This is a genomic window from Sediminibacterium roseum (genome assembly GCF_009939005.1).
Classification (GTDB): domain Bacteria; phylum Bacteroidota; class Bacteroidia; order Chitinophagales; family Chitinophagaceae; genus Sediminibacterium; species Sediminibacterium roseum.
On sequence record NZ_JAACJS010000012.1, the window covers coordinates 335243 to 356127 of the forward strand.

General features: G+C 45.7%; 19 protein-coding genes and 1 tRNA gene. 13 read left to right on the plus strand and 7 right to left on the minus strand.

Annotated elements, in window-relative coordinates:
* Positions 1 to 85 precede the first annotated feature (85 nt).
* Together GWC95_RS09765 and GWC95_RS09770 are read left to right on the plus strand one after the other, a co-directional pair.
* Positions 86 to 514, plus strand: coding sequence for a hypothetical protein (locus GWC95_RS09765; RefSeq protein ID WP_161818519.1), 429 nt, complete (start codon positions 86 to 88; stop codon positions 512 to 514).
* 173 nt (positions 515 to 687) lie between these two features.
* Positions 688 to 1032 (plus strand): ribose-5-phosphate isomerase, encoded by a 345-nt coding sequence (locus GWC95_RS09770; protein ID WP_161818520.1) that lies wholly within the window; start codon positions 688 to 690, stop codon positions 1030 to 1032.
* 714 nt (positions 1033 to 1746) lie between these two features.
* On the opposite strand, the gene GWC95_RS09775 is transcribed toward GWC95_RS09770, so the two are convergent.
* Genes GWC95_RS09775 through GWC95_RS09795 form a run of 5 tightly spaced genes read right to left on the minus strand, consistent with a single transcriptional unit; the run spans position 1747 to position 7508 of the window.
* Positions 1747 to 2490: a GLPGLI family protein gene (locus GWC95_RS09775; protein ID WP_161818521.1), complete on the minus strand. Its 744-nt coding sequence runs from the start codon at positions 2488 to 2490 to the stop codon at positions 1747 to 1749.
* On the minus strand, positions 2483 to 5239 hold the full coding sequence (locus GWC95_RS09780) for an outer membrane beta-barrel protein (RefSeq protein WP_161818522.1): 2757 nt from the start codon (positions 5237 to 5239) through the stop codon (positions 2483 to 2485). Before GWC95_RS09780 ends, GWC95_RS09775 begins: the two co-directional genes overlap by 8 nt.
* Before the next feature lie 49 nt (positions 5240 to 5288).
* A complete protein-coding gene (locus tag GWC95_RS09785) occupies positions 5289 to 5867 on the minus strand; it encodes a hypothetical protein (protein WP_161818523.1) in 579 nt (192 codons plus the stop codon).
* An 11-nt stretch (positions 5868 to 5878) separates the two neighbouring features.
* A complete protein-coding gene (locus GWC95_RS09790) occupies positions 5879 to 6991 on the minus strand; it encodes a TolB-like 6-bladed beta-propeller domain-containing protein (RefSeq protein ID WP_161818524.1) in 1113 nt (370 codons plus the stop codon).
* The gene (locus GWC95_RS09795; RefSeq protein WP_161818525.1) at positions 6975 to 7508 is read right to left on the minus strand and encodes a hypothetical protein; all 534 of its coding nucleotides are present in this window, start codon (positions 7506 to 7508) and stop codon (positions 6975 to 6977) included. Before GWC95_RS09795 ends, GWC95_RS09790 begins: the two co-directional genes overlap by 17 nt.
* Before the next feature lie 583 nt (positions 7509 to 8091).
* Between GWC95_RS09795 and GWC95_RS09800 the strand changes: the two genes are divergently transcribed.
* On the plus strand, positions 8092 to 8778 hold the full coding sequence (locus GWC95_RS09800) for a response regulator transcription factor (RefSeq protein ID WP_161818526.1): 687 nt from the start codon (positions 8092 to 8094) through the stop codon (positions 8776 to 8778).
* A 643-nt stretch (positions 8779 to 9421) separates the two neighbouring features.
* On the opposite strand, the gene GWC95_RS09805 is transcribed toward GWC95_RS09800, so the two are convergent.
* Positions 9422 to 9495 (minus strand) — tRNA-Pro (locus tag GWC95_RS09805).
* Positions 9496 to 9574: 79 nt separating this feature from the next.
* Between GWC95_RS09805 and GWC95_RS09810 the strand changes: the two genes are divergently transcribed.
* The 9 genes from GWC95_RS09810 to GWC95_RS09850 all read left to right on the plus strand — a co-directional run bounded on the left by GWC95_RS09810 (position 9575) and on the right by GWC95_RS09850 (position 17578).
* The gene (locus GWC95_RS09810) at positions 9575 to 10843 is read left to right on the plus strand and encodes a dihydroorotase (RefSeq protein ID WP_161818527.1); all 1269 of its coding nucleotides are present in this window, start codon (positions 9575 to 9577) and stop codon (positions 10841 to 10843) included.
* 4 nt (positions 10844 to 10847) lie between these two features.
* Positions 10848 to 11384, plus strand: coding sequence for a DUF4199 domain-containing protein (locus GWC95_RS09815; RefSeq protein ID WP_161818528.1), 537 nt, complete (start codon positions 10848 to 10850; stop codon positions 11382 to 11384).
* 8 nt (positions 11385 to 11392) lie between these two features.
* The gene (locus tag GWC95_RS09820; RefSeq protein ID WP_161818529.1) at positions 11393 to 12340 is read left to right on the plus strand and encodes a glycosyltransferase family 2 protein; all 948 of its coding nucleotides are present in this window, start codon (positions 11393 to 11395) and stop codon (positions 12338 to 12340) included.
* A gap of 127 nt (positions 12341 to 12467) precedes the next feature.
* Positions 12468 to 13586: a glycosyltransferase gene (locus GWC95_RS09825; protein ID WP_317164119.1), complete on the plus strand. Its 1119-nt coding sequence runs from the start codon at positions 12468 to 12470 to the stop codon at positions 13584 to 13586.
* A gap of 96 nt (positions 13587 to 13682) precedes the next feature.
* Complete coding sequence (locus GWC95_RS09830) at positions 13683 to 14711, plus strand: GHMP family kinase ATP-binding protein (RefSeq protein WP_161818530.1); 1029 nt, start codon at positions 13683 to 13685, stop codon at positions 14709 to 14711.
* A 34-nt stretch (positions 14712 to 14745) separates the two neighbouring features.
* Positions 14746 to 15321, plus strand: coding sequence for a D-sedoheptulose-7-phosphate isomerase (locus GWC95_RS09835; protein ID WP_161818531.1), 576 nt, complete (start codon positions 14746 to 14748; stop codon positions 15319 to 15321).
* Positions 15321 to 16019 (plus strand): sugar phosphate nucleotidyltransferase, encoded by a 699-nt coding sequence (locus GWC95_RS09840; protein WP_161818532.1) that lies wholly within the window; start codon positions 15321 to 15323, stop codon positions 16017 to 16019. Before GWC95_RS09835 ends, GWC95_RS09840 begins: the two co-directional genes overlap by 1 nt.
* A gap of 1 nt (position 16020) precedes the next feature.
* Entirely contained in the window at positions 16021 to 16587 is a 567-nt protein-coding gene (locus GWC95_RS09845) for a D-glycero-alpha-D-manno-heptose-1,7-bisphosphate 7-phosphatase (protein ID WP_161818533.1), read from the plus strand.
* A gap of 67 nt (positions 16588 to 16654) precedes the next feature.
* A complete protein-coding gene (locus GWC95_RS09850) occupies positions 16655 to 17578 on the plus strand; it encodes a hypothetical protein (protein WP_161818534.1) in 924 nt (307 codons plus the stop codon).
* 317 nt (positions 17579 to 17895) lie between these two features.
* Here GWC95_RS09850 and lepA read toward each other — a convergent pair whose 3' ends face one another.
* Positions 17896 to 19680 (minus strand): translation elongation factor 4, encoded by a 1785-nt coding sequence (lepA, locus tag GWC95_RS09855; RefSeq protein ID WP_161818535.1) that lies wholly within the window; start codon positions 19678 to 19680, stop codon positions 17896 to 17898.
* 210 nt (positions 19681 to 19890) lie between these two features.
* Between lepA and GWC95_RS09860 the strand changes: the two genes are divergently transcribed.
* Positions 19891 to 20859 carry an ion channel gene (locus GWC95_RS09860; protein ID WP_161818536.1) on the plus strand — a complete coding sequence of 323 codons (969 nt, stop codon included), beginning with the start codon at positions 19891 to 19893 and terminating at the stop codon, positions 20857 to 20859.
* Positions 20860 to 20885: the final 26 nt, after the last annotated feature.

Below are 20885 nucleotides of genomic sequence, written 5' to 3' on the forward strand. Positions count from 1 at the left end.
CCTATTTCGGGAAGAATGGAATGATTTCCTGCAGAAAATCATTAGCACAAATACGGGAATGTCAGTAATTTTCTAAAAAAACAAGATGACAGCCTACAAGAGAGCATTCTTCTTTGTCGTCACAAGCTTCTTATTGTCTTTCTCTCCAGGAAACAAATCAGTTGTCTTTTGTAAAAAAGAATACTTACAGTCTGCGGTAAAGGTTTACCTGAAAGACGAAAACCTGGAAGCCACAATGATGCGAGTGACCGATAAAAAATCCAGGAAAACCGTCTTTGGTTATTTTGTAAGCGCTGTTCGTAACGACACCAATTTTATTTACAGCAAGATAACCCAGTCAGGAGATACGATCTTTAATAAAACGTATCGATCTTATAAAATATCTCCCGGCGAGGATTCCACAATCTCCACATACATCTGTAAGAAGAAGGGCATCCTGTTCTACAGTTACCAAAGATATTGGAATGGCCAAATGATCGAGCATAGGTATTTCAATAAAGTGATGGGACTATAATCAGGAAGAGGGAATGATGAAATTTACCGGGTCTCTATAGCTTATTTTTTCTCCTGATAATAAAAATCCTAAGTTCTTTCAGCATCTAGTTACCACCGTAATTTTGGCTTGGCTTTGTCAGAAGAACTACAACAGGACATATAAGAAATGAACCCTTCTCAATTTTTTTTCTGATGCGCTACCAGGTCTATGTGATAGAACTTTCTAAAAAGGTGTTTACCGAAAACGCCCGCTTCCGCGCAGCCAATCCGCAATTCAATGGTGTGCTGGAATGCCTTTACGTGGGTATGACATCCAAAACGCCCCAGGAACGATTTCATCAACACAAAACAGCTTACCGCAACAAAAAAGGAATCAACCTTTCTGCCTATCTCCCACACAAATACGGCAGCTATCTGCGCCCCAGCCTCTATGACCACATCAATGCAAAACCAATGACAAGGCAGGAAGCGCTTCGGATGGAAGAAAAATTAAGCATGGAACTCAGGCGAAAAGGGTACGCTGTATGGTTTAATTAGACACGGCAAACATCAAATAGCCTGAAAAACATGCTTTTTACAGCAGTATTCAGGCTTTTGCGTTCAATTGAATCTTCGATTAGTCGGGACGATAACCCTCAATCTATAGTTTCAATAGGCTAAAAAACAACGAGTTGCGTCTTTTGCTTTTTATCAAGGCGACCTCCAAGGCCGAGCTATTTATGTTAAATTGATACAATTTGGTATCATTTCTACACCATTGCGGAGTAAAAGAGCTTTTGTCAAGTACAATTTTAAGAATTCCAGCGTTGAAATATCAGATATCTACAAATTGTTTTGTCATGAAATTCGTTTACAGAATCGATGAAAGCAAAGAACCTTGAATAATTTCAGTTCACAACTAAGTTCAAGGAAACTTTATTCTGCGGTCTGTTACCAAGATCAATCTTCAAATGACTTGGCAAGACAATGTGGCCTGCCGAACGTTCATCCAAACCAATTATACCCTGTATCGCACCGGGTTTTAGAAAAATCTAGTATGCGCATTCACTTGCAGTAATAAACCACCAAGATAAAACGGCGTACAGATTACTGAAAAGATTCCAACGAATAATAAATAAGTAGACCACGAAAAAGACGAGCAAATGCTCTTCTTTACCACACAAAGATTAATTGAAATATGGATTGTTTTTTTATGGACGGGTGCATTAGCAAAAATAGAATCCACGAAATTTTACAAGCTTACAATTAAATCTAAAGCAATTGCCGAAGATAACCGATTCTCAAATTGCCTTTTGTTTGCCGATAAAGAATCTGTACCTTTTTTTCATATCCAGCGAGTGAGATTTTTTTACCACTGACTTGTTTTTGTTTCATAACCTGCTCGTCAGGGCTGATAAGTTCAAAGCTGGTGGCAAAAAGCGACAGGTTAAGGCGCGGCACTACCAATCCTAAAATCATACCGGGGAGGCCGTGTAACTGTAAAGGACCTCCGGACACCTGCAGCTGCGGGGAGAAAAAAGCGATAACGTAAATTGAGTCATACACGATGGCTTCAGCCCTTACACAATCGAACCCTGCGATATCTCTTGTTTCTGACCTGATCTTCCACAATATTTTTGGCAATGAATCTTTAACCAGCGAAACATCAGTTTGAAGATTTGCCTGCCGTTCAAACAAACCAGAAGAAAGATCCATCCGAAACACATCGGCTTCAGATTTTTCATCAGGCAGGATAGAATTGGGCGGAGCGGCCTTTTCTAACTCGTAAAGGCTCATTTTTTCTGTGAAAGAAAGCGAAAAGTAACTGTTGTGGAATTGCGGGATACTGTTGCGGAAATTTTCCATTTCCGTTCCTGCAATTTCCCTATGAAGAGAAATCTTTTTTTCGAAATGAATCTTGCCGGCTTTGATGATCTGAGTTTGTGAAAACACGTTGATGTGTGCTATCTGTAACAGCAAACACCACAACAAAAAAGGAAAGCATTGTCTAATCATTCTTTTCTATTTTCCTGTTTTTACTGAACCGCCACCTGAGAGAGAATAAAAAACATCGCTGTACCGTCTGATAGGTCTTCTCAAAAACAAAATTGGTTCCCCCATTGCGATCTATACCCTGCCTGCTGTTTAAGAGGTCATTGACCGAAACCATCGCACGTATGTCCTCTGATTTGGATAATTTTTTTTCAACGGATATATCCCACACGGTGAAGTTCGCACTGCTGAATGTATTTCCTAAGGCGGGACGGATATAAGTAGTGATCCGGGTTGAAAGGAGCCAGTCATTGCGTATATCCAAGTTAAATTTTTCTTCGAGCATATTGGTAAAATAGGTAAACCGCTCTTCTTTGTTGATGGTTGATTCTGAGGTAGTGACAGAAGGCACATACCAGATATACCCATCGAAATGACGGTAAAATGTCCTGTCGATTTTTAGGCCGAGGCTGTATGACCTGGAAAAGGTGGTATTCCTTGTGGCATTGGTGATATTGTTCACCCTGTCGAAACGCATCGTCGGGCTGAAATCAAATTGCAGGTGCAGCTTTTCAATCGGGCGGGTAATGCTTAATACGGTGCTATAGGTCAGGTTCCCGTTAACATTAATCGGTTTAACGAACCTAGCCCCGTATGCATCGATTGTATTTTGGTAACCAATCGCATCCTGGTAAGTGGAAAGATTAACCCTGAAAAAAATGCTTTGGTTTGTGCTGTTGTTATATGTCGAGATGCTGGTGGTAAATGCATTGGTGTATGTTGCGGCCAGATTGGGATTTCCCTCGAATACATTGAGCGGATCAATGTTATTTTGCACGGGCTGTAAAAAATTAAATGATGGCGGCTGCATGTATCCCTGGTACACAAATGTGAAGGTTGTTGTTTTGTCAAGTTTTGTACGGTAGTTGACATTCGGGAAGTATCCTGTGAATCTCCTGCGTAAGGTTGAATCTTTTAATTTGTTCAGACTTTCGATGTTTACGACGTTCGCACCAAAGCCGATTCGAAAGTAACCCTTGGAAAATGTGTAGGAATAGAGGCCCGCGAGCCGGTGTGAATAATTATTGAACCGAAAATCACTCGTTGTACTTTGATCCAGCGAATCGTAAACGCCACCTTTCTTGTTCAGGGAAGAAAAACTTTGGTTGGTTGACGATGCATTGGCGGTATAGTTAAAATTAAGGGACGCCTTTTTAGACAGTGGTTCTGTATAACTAAGGATCGCCTGCAGCCCGGAAGAGTGCTGTTCATTGCTTTTTTTCTGATCAGTAATCTTTGAATTCACGAGGCCCGTTATATCATATTGATCTGTTCTGTTAAAAACGACCCCATCGCTGCCAACCATACTGCGCTCAAACCCAAACCCTGCTGAAAACAAACGGCCCGCACGCCTGGATCTTTTGCGCCAGAAAATTTCTGCTTTGCCTTTGCTGTAGGTAGTTGCGCTCGTTAGTCTGCGCTGGTAGTTGCTGATCAGCTTTTCTTCGGTTGTTGTAAACAAGCCGTCAATGGTCATATTATCGGCATACTTCGATGCTTCTGCATTTACATCAACGTTTAAAACATTAAATGAATCGATAGTCAGTTCGTTCTTTGTACCGAAGGAGTGCCGGTACTTTGAGTTAACGAAAGACTGCTGCTGTGTATTGATAAAGGTCGTGTCGCGCAGCAGATATTTTGAATAAAGATTGGTAAGGCCCGAACGATCCTGTTGACGGTAGGAATAGTTGTTGGCGGTTGAATGCTGCCCGGAGCCACCACTGTATTTCTTATTGTACATGCCGGACGCCCCAATGTTTTGCGGTACGCCCTCCCCTTCAGAGCTGGAAAACTCGTCTACCGTTCCGCCTATACGGATGCTGCCACCATCGAAAGTCACAATTGTACTTCCATAATCCTGGCTTTCTGAAAATGACATCTCATTGTTGCCAGTATTGTCCGCAGCACTGTAAAATCCCATTTTTGAATTCGCGGTGAATTTATTACCGGTAACTTTTCCCTGGTAATATTTATTGAAATCAGTTCCACCTTCAACCTTCCCGAAATAGCCCCGCTTCGCATCATTCTTGAGTACAAGGTTTATGGCCTTTTGTTTTGATCCGTCTGAGATACCAGTGAGCATACTTCGTTTAGATGCCTGGTCGTAAAACTGTACTTTGGCAACATCGCTTGCGCTCAGGTTCCTTGTAGCCATTGTTGGATCGTTGCCAAAAAATTCCTCGCCATCGACAAGCACCGTACGGACGGTTTCACCGTGTGCGGTGACCACGCCTTTCCGGTCGACAGAAAACCCTGGCAGTACCCTGATCATTTCTTCAACAGTAGCACCTGCCCTTACTTTAAAGCTGTCTGCAATAAATTCAGTCGTATCATTTTTGAAACGGATCTTCGACTGGTTTACAATCACTTCCTGCAGGATGTGCGCCTTGGTAAAAAGCAGCAACGTTCCGAGTTCAAGCTTTTGCTCGTCACCCGACACAGTGATTGTATCGGAGAAAGTTGCGTAACCGGGATAATACACACTTATGATGTAAGGCCCCTTCGCAATATTCGACAGCTCAAATCGTCCGTTCTTTTTTGCGTAGCCGAACCGGTAAAGCGTGGAATCAGTTGGCCTGAGTAAGACAACGACTGCGGCATTTACCGCGTTTACATTGGAGGAATCAATCGCACGGCCAGTAATGGTGGCTCCTTGGCTCTTTGCCTGAGATTGGACCAGTAAGAACAATATAAAACAAAGGAGCTGCTTCATGGACAACCTTCAAAATTAAAATGTCCCAATAAAGATATAATAAAATATATTAATCAATCAAATAAGTGCGCCGGACCATCTGAATGTATCCGTCGATCAATTCCGGCATATCCCATTCGGGAAAAAATACATGTTCGGTTTCCCCCGATCGTCTGGTGATGAACAGATATGGTTTGGTGGATGAGATCGAGTCCTGAGGTATTGACTTCGCCAGTATCACAGGCAGCTTTGTAGGGTAGCTCGCAAGCAGCGATTGTATGGTTTCGAAATTAGCAAGAACAATCACTTTCAACTGTTTGTTATCTGCAATCTGTTCCAGCCTTTCAATCGCTTTTTTCACGCAATCGTTACAGTTGTTGACGTGCATACGTAGCACGAGTGCAGGTAAACTATCGCGGTACAGCCCGAGCGATTCTTTGGGTAAGGAAGTCGCCTCGATCCGATGTTGCGCAATTGCATTGTCTTTTAACTTATGGCTGCGCTCCTTTTCTACCTGCACAAGTTCATTTTTTGAGCCGAGGAGATACACCAGTTCTTTCTGGCGTTTGTTGGCGGTGAACACTCTGTAGCCCATTAGAAGGTCTAACACAAGAAGCGTCGCAATAAAAATGGGTTGTAGTTTTTTCATTTGTTCCGGCGTTAAAATATTTTCAAAGAAGAAAGGTTGTAAGAGATAACCGTCGTAGAGCCTGGCAATTTATTGAAGTTGACTGCATACATTCTTTTGTTTACTTCATCGACTACAAAATTTCCAAGACGGGGTTGATCTAGTTTGACAATGGCCTTGAGTGATCCGTCCCAATCAAAAACATACAGGCTGGCAGTAGATGTGTTGTCAAAAAGGGACTTATTTTTTCCATTTAGGCAAAGTGTATAAAAATTCTTTTTCCCCCCGAAGGACTGATAGAAGAAAATATTGGTTTCTCCATTAGGTCTGTAGTCATCTGCATATGGTGTTGGACCTGTTTCGTTCAGGAACCTAACCGAAGTATTTTTTTTCGAAGTGATATTAATGAAATCAACTTCTTTAAACAGATACATCGCAGAGGCCATCACCTGTTTCTCATCGTTGAACGCGCAGTGCGAATAATAGTAGTAAGGTTTTTGAACAGAAGAGACCGCCTGTTTTACGGCCGGGAAGTATTTCACCCAGTTCATTTTCCTCGTTCGTAGGTCGTAGGCAAAGAAACGCCCTGCTCTACCTTTGTCTTCATTTTCAGTACCGCGGTAATTGCCGGTAAGCATCGAATCTTTGGTGAGGTAAAGGGATACGTGACGGAGTATTAGCGAAGGAGGTACCGGTACCCTGAACTTTGGGACATAGTTCAAATCAGTGAGCGCTGACTTCAGGTCAACTTTAGACAATACGAAATTGCCTGCATCATGCAGAAAAAAAAACGTGCGCCCGTTTTCAACTGAATATTGATTATCGTATTTAGGCGTTTTCAATTTGCCCGTGCCTGTACCTGCTTTTCCGTAATTCCCCAGGTATCGAAGATTTGAGAGGCCGTAAAAATTCAAAAATGGGTCTTCGAACTCGTCGATCACAAGCAAGGCAGTGTCAACCAACCCGATGGATTTTATCGTACGCTGTTTGATTTCCGGGACATTGCTATAATGCAAGGTTCCAGCAAAAACAGGTTCTGAAACGCTCACTGACTTAAATGGAATTTCCCAAAACCCGTCCGGTCTGCAACCCTCAATAACGGCAATTAACAAAATGAAAACCTGTATTTTAATAATAGCCTTCATCAATTACAGTTTTAAAATAGCCAAACAATACGGGGTTCGTCACAGGATTACCTACCAACAATATTTTTTTTGATTGATCGATCAGGAAACTTTCCTTTTCATACTGATGAAGTCCTCTCGAATTCAAAATATAGTTAGACGAATCCCGGTAGATATAAAACGGAAGATCTTTTTTTGATGCAACAAAGCCGGTAAAATAATCATTCAAAGAACCTGAGGCAACAAATACAATACTAGCTTCAATTTCATTGTCACGAAGAAATGCTGCCCATTCCTCCATGCGGGCAAAACAGTTACCACAATCCGTATTGATAAAGTTGACAACGCGGAATTTTTCGGGAACAGCCACACCAGAGTTGGGTGTGTAATAGGGAGCACCCAGTGAGTCGAGCGGAATGGTTAGGTTGTTCGCTTCCGCGAAGGGAACCATATACTTTCTTACATCGTTCAATCTGTTTCGGCCGGAGCAGGATAGCAAAATAAAAATCACAGCAGTCACGCAGGATAATTTCAGCATAAGCAGGTTTTTCTGGAGAAATGACTCTTTAAAAAAAAGGTGTAATGCAATTGATACATCGCATTACACCCAAATTGTCAGGTGGTACCACTTACGCTCTGCATCGGCCAGAGTCAGTGTACGTGTTTACGCTCGATTGTTCTACACAACCATTGCATTTTGTGATTGTTGTGCTTCCATTGCTGGTATACGTTGAATAGCAGGTAACTTGTCCTGCTTCACCCAGATCAACCGGCTGGGAGAAAACTGCAACATTTAAACCAACAATCAGTGTGAGGCACATACCGAAAATGACTTTTTTCATGGTAATCGTTTTGGTTAAATAATGAGTTTAAATTAAAGAAGGACATATAAACCAGCATAACATATCTTCTTTTTTTTTGTTATATTTTTAATTTTGAGGGGTTATCACCCTAGAAAAGATTAAAGAAAATTTCAATTATCTAACGTGATCGAAATTTTATTTTGAGGTGATATCACCTCAAATAAATAGTATTGGCCACCATTTACATATACAAATAAATAAATTACATAACTTGAATACCCCCCGTAACATTTTAACCTTAGCCCTGCACATTCATTCATGACCAAAATTGCCGTTGTCGATGACAGCCTGAAAGCTTTGAATGCCATTATCGATACGCTTTCCAGCGAGGATTGGATTGAAGTTGTACTGAAATGTTCCGATGCTTTTGAAATTATCCGCTATTGCAACAACCAATCAAATTTACCCGATATCATTTTAGTTGACGTACACATGGACAAAATGGACGGTGTAATACTCACAGATTACCTGCATGATCACTTTCCGAAAATCAAGGTCATAGGATTATCCACTTATATAGCGAAAGACATTGTCGAGGACATGCTCAGTAGCGGTGCCTGGGGTTACGTAAACAAAATAAACCTCAGATATTTGACAAAAGCTATCAGGTCAGTATCAACCTATAAAGTGTACATTGATCCAATGATCGCGGTTGACGCTTCGCAGAGATTGGTGTTGATCAAAGAGCGTGCTCGTCAGAAAGAGATCAGAAGGGAACTGCAGCTCACAAAGCGCGAAGCCACTTTTGTAACATTAAACTCATCCAGTTTGGAATATACAGAGATAGCGCAACTGATGGACATCACTCCAAAAGCTGTCATCAATATCTTTGCGAGATTGGCGAAGAAATTGCATCTAAAAAGCAGACATTCTCTTCTGTTATTTTCCGTACAGAAAAAACTCACTAAAATCACGCACATACCCGACAAAAAAGAGGATGACTGACTAATCGTTCTCCCCTGAACACGGTCTTATACAACTATAGCTTTGCAGGTTTTGGCAAAAAAGTAAAGCATGAATGAAAAGGCTTTGGATCGGTTCAAATTCCCTCAAAAATTTAAAGAGGAACTAGCCCGGCTGGTACTGTTTAATGGCATGGAAGCTTAAAAAGTAGCAAAGAGATATGGGCTTCCCAATGTCCAGGTACGAAGGGAGTTGCCTGGTTTAGGTGGACAGAAGATGTATAAATGTATTTTTCAGCCTCTTCAAACTAATAACATCACGATTGGAAGGGATAAGATGCATCATAGGATCCGGCGGTATCCGAATTTGGTCAAAGATTTTTCAGTGAGCGCTTCAGAAGAGGTATGGGTGGCAGACATCACCTCTATCTGCATCGGTTATGACTTTAACTACCTGTCGCTGATAACGTGTCTAGTCCTAAAAGCCTTTACCAGCAGGGGTTTTGAAGGTACGAAGTGACCTCCGAGGTGACCTCTAAGCTACGTTTGCTTTCGAGGTCACCTTATTTGTCACACGATGATTGGGAAAGAATGCGATGAATTGATATGAAAAACATCAAAAAAGCCTGAAAAACATGCTTTTTACAGCAGTATTCAGGCTTTTGCGTTCCATTGAACCTCCATAGTCGGGACGACAAGATTTGAACTTGCGACCCCACGCCCCCCAGACGTGTGCGCTACCGGGCTGCGCTACGTCCCGACTTTGGAATTGTGGGTGCAAATATAGGAGACGAAAGAAAAAAATCGGGTTATATTGCACAAAATTTATCGCCCGCTTCATGAAGATACTTGTAAGGCAAGCCACCATTGCCGATCCAAATTCCTCTCTCAATGGCCAGGTTGCCGACCTGCTGATCACCGATCATCGTATTTCCAAAATAGCTGCCAACATCACCGAAGCTGCCGACGAGGTGATCGAGGCCGAAGGTTTACTGGTGTCTCCAGGCTGGATCGATCTCTTTTCGCATTTTGCCGACCCGGGTTATGAATTCAAGGAAACCCTCGAAACAGGCGCCGCCGCCGCGGCTTCCGGCGGGTTTACACAGGTATTTGTGCTGCCGAACACGCAACCGGTGGTCGACAACAAAACACAGGCAGAATACATCAGCCGGCATTCAGCAACCTTACCCGTAACACTTCACCCGCTGGGTGCGATCACGAAAGGTATTGAAGGCAAGGACCTCGCAGAAATGTACGACATGAAAAACAGCGGCGCAGTCGCTTTTTCCGATGGTACATCCCCTGTTCAGTCGCCCGGCCTTTTTCTCAAAGCGCTCCAATACGTAAAAGCATTTGATGGTGTACTCATACAGGTTCCCATGGACAAAAGCATCGGTGCAGGCGGATTGATCAACGAAGGCGTGATCTCTACCCGGCTCGGCCTGCCGGGCATCCCTTCGCTGGCGGAAGAAGTGATCATTAAAAGGGACATAGACCTGCTGCGGTATACACAATCCAAACTCCACATCACCGGCGTATCAACAAAGAACAGCCTCGCGCTGATCGATGCGGCAAAGAAAGAAGGGTTGAACATCAGCTGCAGCGTAACACCCTATCATTTGTTTTTCTGCGAAGAAGACATGCAGACCTACGATACCAACCTCAAAGTAAACCCGCCCCTGCGCAGCAAAGACGACATGCTCGCCCTGCGCGAAGCTGTGGTAAACGGAACGGTAGACTGTATTGCATCGCACCACATGCCGCAGGACTGGGACAATAAGGTGTGTGAATTCGAATATGCAAAGAACGGCATGGTTGGACTTGAAACCAGCTATGCAGTGGTAAACCACCTGCTGCCGGAATTGACAAAAGAAAGGCTGGTGCAATTGTTTTCAGGCAACGCACGTAAGATTTTCGGCCTTTCCGCAACAAACATTGAAGAGGGCGCCGTGGCAGAAATAACCATGTTTTCAAGAACAGGCACCACGCTGATCAGCAAAGCGCAATTGAAAAGCAAATCGGCAAACACCCCGTTCCTCGACCGGGAACTGGGTGGAAAAATTATAGGCACCATTCACAAAGGAAAACTAACTTTAAACCAAAACTGATGTTATGAAACCTAATGTTGTTAAAGAAGGCGTCAAATTCGGGGTGATATGCGGGCTCATCGCAATATTGATCATGTATGGAACATGGGCCGCAGGAATGGAAACATTTACGAGTGTAGGTTTCTGGTCTACATTCGTCCCGTATATGATCGTGATCATACTGATTGGCGGGTTGGCCCTGCGCAAACAGAACGGCGGTATCCTGGCTTTTTCCGATGGATTGAAATTCTCGTTCCTCTCCTACGTGATCGCCGCAGTAATTGGCGCTCTGGGAACCTATATCCTGTACAACCTCATCGATCCTGAACTCACACAGAAATCAATGCAGATCGCCATTCCAAAAACACGCGCGATGATGGAAAAATTCGGTGCAAAAGACGAAGACATCGCCAAAGCCATCCGTGACATGGAAGCGGAAGGCGCAAAAGGCACCGGCATCAAGAAAATATTGCTGGGAACGGGTCTCGGCCTTGTATGGGATTTTGTAAAAGCGCTGCTCATCACACTTATCATCCGGAAAGAAGAGAAATTCTCTGAATAAAATAAAATATGGATCTATCAATTGTTGTTCCATTGATCAATGAAGATGAATCATTGCCCGAATTGTGTAGCTGGATAGAATCCGTGGTTACACAAAACGGGTTTTCATATGAAGTGATCCTTGTTGACGATGGAAGCACCGATAACAGCTGGGATTTCATCGAAAAGAAAGGCCGCGAAAATGCAAATTTCAAAGGTATCAAGTTCCAGCGCAACTATGGCAAATCGGCCGCGCTCAACGAAGGCTTCAAAGCGTCGAAAGGCGATGTGATCATAACCATGGATGCCGATATGCAGGATTCTCCCGATGAGATCCCGGAACTCTACCGTATGATCAGGCACGAAGGTTTCGATATGGTAAGCGGGTGGAAAAAGAAACGTTACGACAACGCACTTACCAAGAACCTTCCTTCCAAATTATTCAATGCAGCCGCAAGATGGAGCTCGGGCATTCAACTGCACGATTTCAACTGCGGCCTCAAATCGTACCGCAGGAAGGTAGTAAAGAGCATTGAGGTATATGGAGAGATGCACCGCTACATCCCCATCCTCGCCAAATGGAGCGGGTTCAGGAAGATCGGTGAAAAAGTGGTGGAGCACAGGCCCAGGAAGTACGGCGTAACCAAATTTGGCTGGCAGCGCTTTGTGAATGGCTTCCTCGATCTCGCAACGATCATGTTCCTCGGCAAATTCGGCAAACGGCCAATGCAGTTCTTCGGGTTGCTGGGAACGCTTTTCTTCATCATCGGTTTTGTGTCGAGCGCCTACCTCATCGCCGCAAAATTTGTTACCGAAGATTTCAGCTTAACCAACAGGCCGAGCTTCTACATCGCACTTACCACCATGATCATCGGTATGCAATTGTTTTTAACCGGTTTCATTGCCGAACTCGTTACCCGCAATGCACCGGAAAGAAACAGCTATTTGATTGAGGCGAGATCGGGAATGCAGCTATAATTGTTAATTAGGAATTAGTAATTAGGAATTAGGAATTGTCGGTTATAAATTGCGATGGGCAATGCTAATTCTCAAACTTTATTTCCTAATTCTTAATTTCTAATTCCTAATTTAATTTATTCAGTTTGTGTATAAGAACGCCATCATCATAGGTCCGGCATGGCCACTGCGCGGAGGGCTGGCATCGTTTGATGAGCGGCTCGCAAGACAATTTACCGTGGAAGGGTACGATACCACGATCTATACCTTTTCTCTTCAATACCCCGGTTTCCTGTTTCCCGGCACAACGCAGTATTCGAGCGAACCTGCTCCAACAGATCTTAAAATAAAGAAGTGCATCAACTCGATCAACCCGCTCAACTGGATCGTTGTTGGCAATGAATTGAGACGGATGAAACCGGATCTTGTTGTGGTACGTTACTGGTTGCCTCTGATGGGGCCCTGCCTGGGAAGCATTCTTCGTTTGATAAAGAAAAACAGGTTCACAAAGGTCGTTTGCATCGCAGACAATGTGATACCGCACGAGAAACGGTTCGGCGATAAACCCTTCACCCGCTATTTTGTAAAACCGGTAGACGCGTTTGTAACCATGAGCGCGAAAGTAAAAAAAGACCTGCTTCAATTCACAAATAAGCCCGCGCAACAGGTGGTGCACCCGCTTTACGATAATTTCGGGGAAGCATTGTCCAAAGAAGAAGCGAGGAAAAAACTTGAACTGCCCGTAAACGAAAAGATCATCCTGTTCTTTGGTTTCATACGCAAATACAAAGGACTTGATCTTTTACTGGAAGCGATGAACGATGAACGCATCCGCGCGGCAAACATCAAACTGCTGATCGCCGGTGAGTTTTATGAGAAACGCGAGGAATACGACGCCATCATCGAAAAATTAAAACTGCACCCACAACTTTTACTGCGCACCGATTTCATCGCAGACAGCGAGGTGCGCTACTACCTCAGCGCCGCAGATTTTGTGATACAACCCTACCGCAACGCAACACAGAGCGGCGTAACACCGCTCGCCTATCATTTTGAGAAACCCATGCTGGTTACAAACGTGGGCGGGTTGCCTGATCTTGTACCGGATAAAAAAGTAGGCGTTATCACAGAACCCAACCCAAAGGCGATCGCAGACGGGCTGCTTGAACTGTATGCATTGGGAGAAGACCATTTCCTGCCTTATTTAAAAGAGGAGAAAAAGAAATACAGCTGGCACAAACTCGCAGAAGCCCTCACGCAATCCTGATCCGGGATGGCCGTCTTTTGCTGCGCAGGTAGAAAATGAAAAGCTATATCCCCGTTACATACAGTGCACAAACGGGTTTTCCGTACATTTGGCACCATGATTTACCGCAGCAAGGCACCTTTACGGATTGGACTGGCAGGAGGAGGAACGGATGTGAGTCCTTACTGCGACCAGTTTGGCGGCGCCATCCTTAACGCAACGCTTTCGCTGCACGCGCATGCAACCATTGAATCAACGGGCGATAACAGGATCACACTGGTTTCCGAGGACCAGGGCAAGGAGCAGTCGTTCGACTGGGCCACAGCGCTCCCGGCCGATGGAGAGCTCGATCTTTTGAAAGGGGTTTACAACCGCATCCAGAAAGACCATCCCTTTACCATGAACGGTTTGAAGTTGACTACGTTTGTAGATGCACCGGCAGGCAGCGGGCTGGGCACTTCATCCACGCTGGTGGTTGCCATCATCGGCGCATTTGCAGAAATGCTGAAACTTCCGTTTGGCGATTATGATATGGCGCATTATGCCTACGAAATCGAAAGGAACGATCTCCGGCTTGCGGGCGGGCGGCAGGATCAATACGCGGCAACTTTCGGCGGGTTCAATTTTATGGAGTTTTACGGTAACGACAAAGTGATCGTAAATCCGTTGCGCATCAGGCAGGACTACCTGAGTGAGCTCGAGAACAACCTCGTGCTGTATTTTACGGCAACCACGCGGGAGTCTGCACGCATCATCACCGAACAGCAGCGCAATGTAAAAGAGAACAACAGCAAAAGCATCGAGGCCATGCACCAGTTGAAGGAACAGGCGAGGATGATGAAGGAGGCATTGCTGATCGGCAAACTCGGCGAGATCGGCGAGATCCTGGATTATGGGTTCCGGCAGAAGAAAAACATGGCCGCAAATATTTCGAACAGTCACATCGAAAACATTTACGAAGCGGCCATGAAAGCAGGCGCCACGGGCGGAAAGATCAGCGGCGCAGGCGGCGGTGGTTTTATGATATTTTATTGCCCGCGCAACACACGTTACAAGGTTATTGAAACACTTAATACATTTGGCGGAAAGATCAATCCATACCAGTTTACACAACATGGGTTGACCACCTGGACCATTCAATCATAAAGCCCACCCGGTGGGTGATCCAAAAAAAAGGAACATGAATCAGAAAATAAAAGACATCGTAGCAGCATCCATCGATGTAAAAACGCAGATCCTGAATGATGAAACATTCATCGGGAACATAGACACCATTGTGAACGTGGTAACAGCGGCCTTTCAAAACGGGAAAAAAGTTTTGTTCTGCGGAAATGGCGGAAGTGCGGCAGATGCACAGCACCTCGCAGCGGAATTCTCCGGGAGGTTTTACAAGAACAGGAAAGCGCTCCCCTCGGAGGCGCTGCATTGCAACACATCCTATCTTACTGCCGTGGCAAACGATTACAGCTACGATGTGATCTATTCAAGGCTCGTGGAAGGCATCTGCGAAGAAGGAGATGTATTGATCGGCCTCAGCACATCGGGCAACTCGAAAAATATATTGAATGCATTTGCGGCGGCCAAAGAACTCAAAGTGATCACCATCGGGTTTACCGGCGCTACAGGCGGGCTGATGAAAGAAGCGGCGGACCACCTGGTTAACGTACCATCGGGCGATACGCCCAGGATACAGGAGAGCCACATCATGATCGGACATATTATTTGCGAACTGGTAGAAGAAAAAATATTTGGTTAATGGAGATAAAAGAAGCCATCGTTCTCGCGGGAGGACTGGGCACAAGATTGCGCGATGCGGTTCCCGACCTGCCAAAATGTATGGCGCCTGTTAACGGGGAACCCTTTGTTTCCTATGTGATCGATTACCTGCAGCAACAAGGCATCACCCGATTTATCTTTGCATTGGGCTACCGCTCCGAAGCATTCATCGGGTTTTTGAAAGAGAAACTGCCGCTGGAGAATTACGAGATCGTGATCGAACAATTTCCTTTGGGAACAGGCGGTGCGATACAGTTCGCATGCACCTATGCGCGGCAAAAAGATGTGGTGATCGTAAACGGCGACAGCATCTTCAAAACAGATCTTTTTTACCAGGCAGATTTTCATTTCGCGCACGAAGCGCATTGTACACTCGCTTTAAAACCGATGAAGAATTTCGACAGGTACGGCGCAGTGGAACTCAACCCGGATCATACCATCTCCTCGTTCAAAGAAAAACAATTCCTGGAGAAAGGACTGATCAACGGCGGCGTTTATATCTTGAATGTACCTGCGTTTTTTGACAGGTTCCTGCCGGAGAAATTTTCATTCGAAACAGATTACCTGCAGAAGTATTACGACGAAAAAAACATCTATGGAGTGATCAGCGATGGGTATTTTATCGACATCGGTATCCCCGAAGATTACAGCAAGGCACAAACGGAATTAATGCACTGATATGCTCGACCTGAAAAAGATAGACAAAAGCTGGACCCTGTTTCTCGACCGCGATGGAGTGATCAACCACGACAAGGACAACGATTACATCCGCAATTGGGAAGAGTTCCGTTTTTACGATACCACGGTAGAGGCCCTCGCCATCCTTGCGAAACATTTCAACAGGATCGTTGTAACCACCAACCAGAAAGGCGTAGGCAAAGGGTTGATGACTGTGGCCGACCTCGACAACATCCACAACAATATGCTGCTCCACATAGCGCCTGCAGGGGGAAGGATCGACAAGATCTATTACTGTTCAGATCTTTCAGACGATTCGCCCGACCGCAAACCCAACCCCGGTATGGCTTTCAGGGCAAAGAAAGATTTTGAGGAGATCGATCTTTCCAAAAGCATCATGGTGGGAAACCGCATCAGCGATATGGGGTTCGGGAGAAACGCGGGCATGTATACCGTATTCCTGGCCACAACCCACCCCGAAACAGCTTTTCCGCATGAGTTGATCGACCTCAGGTTCGACACCCTGTTGGCGTTCGCGGATGCAGTGGCTATGGGATCAGCTACCTGACTCTCAACAAAACCCTAAATTTTCGCAAACCCGTCTGCGCTTCTCCGATACATTGTAATTTAGAACCATGAAACATCTCAGTGTTTTTGCACTTGGTCTATTGTTTGCCTTATCCTTACCAGCCCAAAACAAAGTTCCCGCTACCGTGCTGCAGTTGCAGCAACAGGAAGAGGGCATGCGCCAGTTTGCCGAAGCGATTGTGAACGCAAATGAAACCGCGGATCGCGCCATCGCCGATAGTATTTTTACAAGGGCCCTGGTACAGGCGCTGAAAACACCGTATTCATTCTCCTACCCTTTTGATTCGCTCACGACCATTTCCAGGTTGTATGCGCCAGACAGCAGCTTCCGCATTTTTACCTGGCAGGTAATGAAGGATTTTACCTATTACCGCCAGAAAGGCGCGATACAGTTTCATACAAAAGATGGTTCGCTGAAATTGATACCGTTGTACGACAATTCTCCTTTTACCGATAACCCGGTGGATTCTGTGCGCAGCAACCAGCAATGGATCGGCGCGGTGTATTACAACATCATTCAGAAAACGTACAACAACAAAAATTATTACACGCTCATCGGCTACGACGAAAACGATGCACGCAGTACGAAGAAATGGATGGAGGTGTTGACATTCGATGAGCAGGGCCGGCCGGTTTTCGGGGGCCGTTATTTCAATTACCCCGCCGACGAAACAAAACCGCCGCAACCGGCTTTCCGTTTCTGCATGGAATTTAAAAAAGAGGCCAGCGCCAAGCTCAACTACGATGCGGAGTTGGACATGGTTACTTTTGCCAAGCTCACCAGCGAAAGCGGCGAGCCCGCGCTTCACCATACCCTCGTGCCAACCGGCAGTTACGAGGGCTTCAAATGGGTAAGCGGCAAATGGGTATATGTTCCGGTGGTGAGGGAAGTTGATCCAAGAGGGAACATCAACCCGCCAAAAGAAGGCGCACCGAGAAGAGGCGATAAGCCTTTACCAAGGGGAAGTTAATCGCGCCTTTACCGTCAGCATCCACTTTACTCATTGCTTCAAAATGACAAACGGATCAGAATTATAAATGCATCAGAGCGATAAATGCATCAGAACAATAAATGCATCAGAACGATAACCGCGTCAGGATCCTAAGCTCATCATATTGATACGCGCTTTAGAATTAAAGCTGCCAGATTTTTGTACACTGGATTTCAGCGTTCGCGCATCTGCTCCTAAAAACAAAAACGTCAAAAACCACTCTGTCTTTGACGTTTTGCGTGCAGTCGCTCGGCTCCGCCGAGTGACGACTATGCATTGGCCTCGGGCCGAAAAGATCAATCCAATTTCAATACGGCCAGAAAAGCTTCCTGCGGAATCTCCACATTACCGATCTGCCTCATGCGTTTCTTACCTTCTTTTTGTTTCTCGAGCAGTTTGCGTTTACGTGATATATCGCCGCCATAACATTTCGCAGTAACATCTTTGCGCATGGCGCTTATGTTTTCGCGGGCGATCACTTTGGCGCCGATGGCGGCCTGGATCGCGATCTGGAACTGCTGGCGTGGCAGGAGTTCTTTCAGTTTTTCGCAGAGTTTTCTACCAAAATCTTCAGAGCGTGCACGGTGAATCAGGGCGCTCAGTGCATCTACTTTTTCAGCGTTGAGAAGGATATCCATTTTAACGATATCTGCCTGGCGGTAATCGATCGGCGTGTAATCGAACGATGCATAACCGCGTGTCTGGCTCTTGAGTTTATCGTAAAAATCAAATACGATTTCGGTAAGCGGCATTTCGAAGATCAGTTCAACGCGGGTAGGCGTTAAATAGCTCTGGGCCACGAGGATGCCACGTTTGCCAAGACAGAGCGTCATGATGTTGCCAATGTAATCGGGCTGGGTGATAATCTGGGCCTTGATGAACGGCTCTTCGATCTTGGCGATCTTCACCGGGTCGGGCATTTCAGCGGGGTTATTCACGATGATCTTCTCACCGCGCGTGGTGTAGGCGATAAAACTTACGTTCGGAACGGTCGTGATTACCGTCTGGTTGAACTCCCGCTCGAGTCGTTCCTGGATGATCTCCATGTGCAGCAATCCAAGGAACCCGCATCGGAAACCAAAACCCAGTGCCTGCGAGGTCTCCAGTTCAAATACGAGCGATGCATCGTTCAGCTGGAGCTTGCCCATGCATTCGCGGAGCACTTCGAAATCATCGGTATTTACGGGGTATATACCCGCAAATACCATCGGCTTTACTTCTTCGAAGCCGTGGATCATCTCACCGGGATTGCTCGCCAGCGTGATGGTATCCCCTACTTTAACTTCTTTCGCATTTTTGATACCGGTGATGATATAACCCACATCTCCGGCGCGCACTTCGTCTTTCGGCGTCATGTTCAGTTTGAGTACCCCCACTTCATCCGCGAAATAATCGGCTCCGGAGGCAACAAAACGGATCTTGTCGCCTTTGCGCAGCACGCCGTTCAGGATCCGGTAATAAACGATGATGCCCCTGAAGCTGTTGAATACGCTGTCGAAGATCAACGCCTGCAAAGGCGCGTCGTAGTTTCCAACCGGTGCGGGAATGCGTTCTATGATCGCCTGTAAAATATCTTCAATACCAATCCCCGATTTACCGCTCGCCAGGACGATCTCTTCCGGTTTACAGCCGATGAGGTCAACGATCTGGTCGGTCACCTCGGGAATTTTCGCTCCATCCATATCGATCTTGTTGATCACCGGGATGATTTCAAGATCATTGTCAATTGCAAGGTATAAGTTACTGATTGTCTGCGCCTGGATGCCTTGTGAGGCATCTACCAGCAACAGCGCCCCTTCACATGCCGCAAGGGCGCGGCTTACTTCGTAGCTGAAATCGACGTGACCGGGGGTATCGATCAGGTTCAACACGTATTCCTCCCCTTTAAAAACATAGTTGATCTGGATGGCGTGGCTCTTGATGGTGATCCCTTTCTCCCGTTCCAGGTCCATATCATCCAGCACCTGGTTCATCATATCGCGGTCGCCAATGGTCTTGGTATGTTCCAGGAGCCTGTCGGCCAACGTACTCTTACCATGGTCGATGTGCGCAATGATGCAAAAATTCCTGATATTTTTCATAATGTGGCGGCAAAGATAAGCGTCAGGTACGAGGTTATAAGATACGGCATGCTAAATTTTGCATTCATCTCACCGAACCGTTGTTCTTTCCTGTTCATTTCGGTCTTTCGGCCGATCCACCGCTGTTTTGGCTAAAATCCGGGCCGCAACGAGCCGTTTGCGTGCGTAATCTGTTACATTTACCATCCACACAAACTACCAGTTGCTATTATGGCTATCAAAGATCCCAACGCGAGGGCGCAGGTCAATAACGAGACCGGCCTGGGTACCAATACGGCTTTAAACGGCGGGCGTTTCTTTAACAAAGACGGTGTTCCCAATATCGAGATCCGCGGCCTTTCATTGCTGCGCCGGCTCAACATTTACCATTCGTTGCTGTCTATGTCGCGCTGGCGTTTCCTGGCCGCGATCCTTGTGTTTTTTGTTACCGTGAATTTGATTTTCGCCGGGCTTTATCTCTGGATTGGCATCGACCACCTGGGCGGTATGGTGGCCAGCAGCGCCTCCGAACAGTTTGGCGAGGCCTTCTTCTTCAGTGCGCAGACCTTTACAACGGTTGGTTATGGAAGGATCAACCCGATCGGTTTTGCAGCCAGCCTCGCCGCATCGATGGAGGCGCTGATCGGGCTGATGAGTTTTGCGCTGGTAACAGGACTGCTGTACGGCCGATTCGCAAGACCCCGCGCATTTATCCGGTACAGTAAAAATGCATTGTTCGTGCCTTTCAGGGATGGCGTTGCGTTGATGTTCCGCATCGTTCCCTATACAAAAAACTATCTCATCAATGTAGAGGCCAAAGTAACGGTTGCACTGCGGGTGGCCGATGAGGGCGGGCAACGCAAGAACAGGTTTTTCAATGCGCCGCTGGATATTTCAAAAGCAAATACCCTCACCTCGAACTGGACACTGGTGCACATGATCAACGAAGAAAGCCCGCTGTACGGTTTGACCAAAAAAGACATCGACGACGCACAGACTGAATTGTTCGTTTTTGTACAGGGCTTTGACGAAAGTTTTTCCAATACGGTGGTGTCGCGTTCATCGTACACCTATGAAGATTTTGTGTATGGTGCCAGGTTCAAGGGCATGTACCACCCCAATGAACGCGGAACGGGAACGATCCTGCACCTGGATCAGCTGGATGAATACGTGGAGGCAGAGCTGCCCGTATCCTATTAAAGAATAAAGAAACTTGTGACCGAAAA

Coding starts and splice junctions, on each gene's coding strand:
- lepA (WP_161818535.1), bottom strand. CDS start 19,680: ATGAAAAATATCAGGAATTTTTGCATCATTGCGCACATCGACCATGGT.
- GWC95_RS09815 (WP_161818528.1), top strand. CDS start 10,848: ATGAAACCTAATGTTGTTAAAGAAGGCGTCAAATTCGGGGTGATATGC.
- GWC95_RS09800 (WP_161818526.1), top strand. CDS start 8,092: ATGACCAAAATTGCCGTTGTCGATGACAGCCTGAAAGCTTTGAATGCC.
- GWC95_RS09835 (WP_161818531.1), top strand. CDS start 14,746: ATGAATCAGAAAATAAAAGACATCGTAGCAGCATCCATCGATGTAAAA.
- GWC95_RS09850 (WP_161818534.1), top strand. CDS start 16,655: ATGAAACATCTCAGTGTTTTTGCACTTGGTCTATTGTTTGCCTTATCC.
- GWC95_RS09790 (WP_161818524.1), bottom strand. CDS start 6,991: ATGAAGGCTATTATTAAAATACAGGTTTTCATTTTGTTAATTGCCGTT.
- GWC95_RS09780 (WP_161818522.1), bottom strand. CDS start 5,239: ATGAAGCAGCTCCTTTGTTTTATATTGTTCTTACTGGTCCAATCTCAG.
- GWC95_RS09845 (WP_161818533.1), top strand. CDS start 16,021: ATGCTCGACCTGAAAAAGATAGACAAAAGCTGGACCCTGTTTCTCGAC.
- GWC95_RS09810 (WP_161818527.1), top strand. CDS start 9,575: ATGAAGATACTTGTAAGGCAAGCCACCATTGCCGATCCAAATTCCTCT.
- GWC95_RS09795 (WP_161818525.1), bottom strand. CDS start 7,508: ATGCTGAAATTATCCTGCGTGACTGCTGTGATTTTTATTTTGCTATCC.
- GWC95_RS09770 (WP_161818520.1), top strand. CDS start 688: ATGCGCTACCAGGTCTATGTGATAGAACTTTCTAAAAAGGTGTTTACC.
- GWC95_RS09765 (WP_161818519.1), top strand. CDS start 86: ATGACAGCCTACAAGAGAGCATTCTTCTTTGTCGTCACAAGCTTCTTA.
- GWC95_RS09820 (WP_161818529.1), top strand. CDS start 11,393: ATGGATCTATCAATTGTTGTTCCATTGATCAATGAAGATGAATCATTG.
- GWC95_RS09840 (WP_161818532.1), top strand. CDS start 15,321: ATGGAGATAAAAGAAGCCATCGTTCTCGCGGGAGGACTGGGCACAAGA.
- GWC95_RS09860 (WP_161818536.1), top strand. CDS start 19,891: ATGGCTATCAAAGATCCCAACGCGAGGGCGCAGGTCAATAACGAGACC.
- GWC95_RS09830 (WP_161818530.1), top strand. CDS start 13,683: ATGATTTACCGCAGCAAGGCACCTTTACGGATTGGACTGGCAGGAGGA.
- GWC95_RS09775 (WP_161818521.1), bottom strand. CDS start 2,490: ATGATTAGACAATGCTTTCCTTTTTTGTTGTGGTGTTTGCTGTTACAG.
- GWC95_RS09785 (WP_161818523.1), bottom strand. CDS start 5,867: ATGAAAAAACTACAACCCATTTTTATTGCGACGCTTCTTGTGTTAGAC.